The sequence below is a fragment of the Streptomyces montanisoli genome (assembly GCF_017813245.1).
Lineage (GTDB): Bacteria > Actinomycetota > Actinomycetes > Streptomycetales > Streptomycetaceae > Streptomyces > Streptomyces montanisoli.
Map to the genome: position 1 here is coordinate 1 of NZ_JAGIQL010000301.1, position 3,483 is coordinate 3,483.

Sequence of the window (3,483 nt, forward strand, 5' to 3'; positions counted from 1 at the left end):
CCCCCCCCCCCCCCCCCCCCCCCCCCCCCCCCCCCCCCCCCCCCCCCCCCCCCCCCCCCCCCCCCCCCCCCCCCCCCCCCCCCCCCCCCCCCCCCCCCTTCCCACGCAGAGGCCGGCATCCCGGATACACCGGTGACCGGAGTCCAGCCGTGTGCTCTTCCGACCTGGCCCCCCCGGCCGGGGCGCGCCCGCCCCGCCCGCCGGCGCGCCGGCGGCCGGACCGCTCGCCACCGGCCGCCGCGCCGGAGACACCGGCCGCGCCGCGGAGCCAGGCGACCCATCACGAGACCGCGGCGCGCCCCCGCGCGCCCGCCGCAAGCCGATCGAGGAGCACCACCCCCCATGACCACCGAGGACACCGCGACCGACCCACCCACCGTGGTGAGGGTGACCGACATCGACGTCGTACGCCAGGGCAGGCTGCTGCTCGACTCGGTCTCGATGACCGTGCGCGGCGGCGAGCACTGGGCGCTGCTCGGTTCCAACGGCGCGGGGAAGTCCACGCTGCTCGGGATGGTCGGCGCACTGACCCACCCCACACGCGGCACGGTGGAGGTGCTCGGACGCACGCTCGGCCGCGTCGACCTGCGGGAACTGCGCACGTCCATCGGGCATGTCAATCCGCGCCACCCGCTGCGCTCGTCCCTGCGCGTGCGCGACGTCGTGCTCACCGGGCTGACGAACTCGGTGGAGCCCGTGCCGCGCTGGTCGCCCCCCGCGGGCGAGCCCGAGCGCGCGGGGCGGCTGCTTTCCATGCTGGGCATGGCGGGCAAGGAGGACGCGCGCTGGCCGACGCTGTCGCAGGGTGAGCGCGGCCGCACGCTGATCGCCCGCGCCCTGATGGCGAGGCCGCGGCTGCTGCTGCTCGACGAGCCGGCGACCGGGCTCGATCTCGCGGCGCGCGAGCAGTTGCTCAGCTCCCTCGACGCGCTGCGGGCGCTCCATCCCGGGCTGGCGACGGTCCTCGTCACGCACCACCTGGAGGAGCTGCCCGCGTCCACCACCCACGCGATGCTGCTGCGCGAGGGGCGGTGCGTGGCGACGGGGCTCGCGGACGACGTCCTCACCACGGACCAGGTCAGCAAGTGCTTCGACCACCCCGTGCGCATCGCGCGGACGGAGGGGCGGTGGACGGCGCGTGCCGAGCGGGTCAGTCCTGCGGAGGCACTTCCTCCGGAGTGAACGCCGTGCCCTGGTGGAAGTAGAGCAGCCAGTCGCCCCCGGTCAGCCGCCACACCGAACTGCGGTGCGCGCGACGGCCGTTGACGTCGACGTCGAACGTGACGTGCACGACGTCGGGGGCGAGCTGGACGGCGGTCAGCTCGGAGACGGTGGCGGGCGCGGAGGCCGGGCCCCTGGCCCTGAGCTCCTTGACCAGCGTCTCCCGGTTCCAGGCGCGGCCCGAGGAGCCGAACGACGCGAAGTCGGGGTGCAGCAGCTCGCCGAGCAGGGCGGGTGAGGTGTGCACGGCGGGGTCGAGGAAGCGCAGCTCGCACTCGATGGCCGCCGACACGGCCGGCGTGGGGTCAGGCATGAGTGAGCTCCACCAGTTTGACGACGGTGTTCCAGTTGCGGCTGGTGGCGACCGTGCCCGCTGGCAGGGCGCGCTTTTCCAGCGCCTGGGCGAGCGCGGACCTGCCGACGCCGTCCGGCGCGTACAGGTACAGCGCCCGGTCCCCGAGCCTGAACTCCTCCGGCAGGAAGGCGGCCGGATCGATCCCGTCAAGCCGCTCGGGCCCCACCGGCCGTGAGTAGTACGTGACGTGCAGCTGACGCCCCTCAAGCGATCCCGCGTCGAACGGGCAGGCATCCATGACGGCCTTCAGGTAGGGCGCGTCCCGCACGAGGCACTCGGTCGCGAACCCGAACCGGTCGAGCAGCGCGGCCTCGATCTCCGCGCGCAGATCGTCCTCGTCCCTGGGCTGCGAGGCGAAGACGGCGTTGCCGCTCTGCAGGTGCGTCCTAACGCCCCCGTACCCGAGCCCGCCGAGGACCTCGCGCAGCTCGGCCATGGGTACCTTCCTGCGGCCCCCGACGTTGATTCCGCGCAGGAGAGCGGCGTACATCACGGTCATGGATCCACGATAGGTGGACGGCGCCGTCCGGGGTGCCAGGCGCGAGCGGTGCCCCGGGGACGGGATGAGAGGCTTGCGGGCCGAAGGACGTTCCGTCGGGCGCAGGTGAGCGAGTGATGATCCCCATGAACGAGGCGAGGGCCCGGGAGGTCCTGGCGGCGGCCGGACTGCCGGGCGGCGCGGAGCTGGTCGCGCTCGGCGAGAACGCGGTCTTCCGCACGGGCGAGCTCGTCGTCAAGGTGGGCAGGGACGCGGCGCTCGCCCCGGAGCTGCTGGAGCGCGCGGAGCGCGAGGTCGCGCTCGCCGCGTGGCTCGCGGACGCGGGGGTGCCCGCCGTGCGCGCGGCACAGGAGCATGCCCGTGCCGTGCTCGGCCATCCGGTGACGCTCTGGCACCGCCTGCCGGACGCCGCGCGCCCCGCGGTCCCGGCGGACCTGGCGCCGCTGCTGCGGCAGGTACACACGCTGACGCCGCCGGACGGCCCGGCGCTCCCCCGCCGTGAACTGCTGGGCGGCGTGGAGCGCTGGCTGCGCCTCGCGGGCGACGCGATCGACCCAGCGGACGCCGCCTACCTGCGCGCCAGGCGTGACGGCTTCGCCGCGCAGGCCGCGGAGCTCACCCCGCACCTGCCGCCAGGACCGATCCACGGCGACGCCCTCCCGCGCAATGTGCACGTGACACCGGAAGGGCCGGTCCTCGTCGACCTGGAGACCTTCTCCAGCGACCTGCGCGAGCACGACCTCGTCGTCCTGGCGCTCTCGCGGGACCGCTACGGGCTCGACCCCGCCGCGTACGACGCGTTCACCGCCGCCTACGGCTGGGACGTGCGCGAGTGGGACGGCTGCGCGGTGCTGCGCGGCGCGCGGGAGACCGCGAGCTGCGCATGGGTGGCGCAGCACGCCCCGGCGAACCCCGCGGCGCTGCGGGAGTTCGAGCGCCGCGTCGCCTCCCTGCGCGCCGGCGACCCGGCCGTCCGCTGGTACCCGTTCTGACACATGGGCCGGGTCGGTGGTCGGCCGGGGGCTCTCGCCCGTCGAAGGGAACGCCCGCTGTGGGGAGGTCCCGCGCGCGGGTGACAGCCGCGCCCTGGCCGGCTGTCTACCACCCCGGCGCCGGCGAGCGGCCGCCGCCATGGCCGGTCCCCGCCTTGCTGGGCGCGCGCCCGCGTGTGCGGTCACGCAGCCTCAGGACGCGCAACCCGCTGGTGCGCCGGGGCAGATCTCCCGGGCACTGCGGCAACGCCTGCCCCCGCAGAGCCCTCGACCGGCCGTCGGCCCCACGGCCGGAGATGCGCCTGCCCCGGAGCGACCCCAGACTGGAAGAGCGCACGCCTGAGCTCCTGTCACCGATGCATCCCGGTTGCCGTCTCTGGCTCGAGAAGGGGGGGGGGGGGGGGGGGGGGGGGGGG

Annotated in this window: 4 protein-coding genes; 2 read left to right on the forward strand and 2 right to left on the reverse strand. The window is 75.8% G+C overall.

Going from position 1 to position 3,483, the window contains the following annotated elements:
• The first annotated feature begins 342 nt into the window (after window positions 1–342).
• Window positions 343–1,182 (forward strand): ABC transporter ATP-binding protein, encoded by an 840-nt coding sequence (locus JFN87_RS32465; RefSeq protein WP_209346005.1) that lies wholly within the window; start codon window positions 343–345, stop codon window positions 1,180–1,182.
• Here the strand turns inward: JFN87_RS32465 and JFN87_RS32470 are convergent.
• Together JFN87_RS32470 and JFN87_RS32475 are read right to left on the reverse strand one after the other, a co-directional pair.
• Window positions 1,151–1,534: a nuclear transport factor 2 family protein gene (locus JFN87_RS32470; protein WP_209346007.1), complete on the reverse strand. Its 384-nt coding sequence runs from the start codon at window positions 1,532–1,534 to the stop codon at window positions 1,151–1,153. The genes JFN87_RS32465 and JFN87_RS32470 overlap by 32 nt on opposite strands.
• The gene (locus tag JFN87_RS32475) at window positions 1,527–2,075 is read right to left on the reverse strand and encodes a DUF1697 domain-containing protein (protein ID WP_209346009.1); all 549 of its coding nucleotides are present in this window, start codon (window positions 2,073–2,075) and stop codon (window positions 1,527–1,529) included. The genes JFN87_RS32470 and JFN87_RS32475 overlap by 8 nt, the downstream gene beginning before the upstream one ends.
• 125 nt (window positions 2,076–2,200) lie before the next feature.
• On the opposite strand from JFN87_RS32475, the gene JFN87_RS32480 reads away from it, so the two are divergent.
• Complete coding sequence (locus tag JFN87_RS32480; RefSeq protein ID WP_209346011.1) at window positions 2,201–3,067, forward strand: phosphotransferase enzyme family protein; 867 nt, start codon at window positions 2,201–2,203, stop codon at window positions 3,065–3,067.
• Window positions 3,068–3,483: the final 416 nt, after the last annotated feature.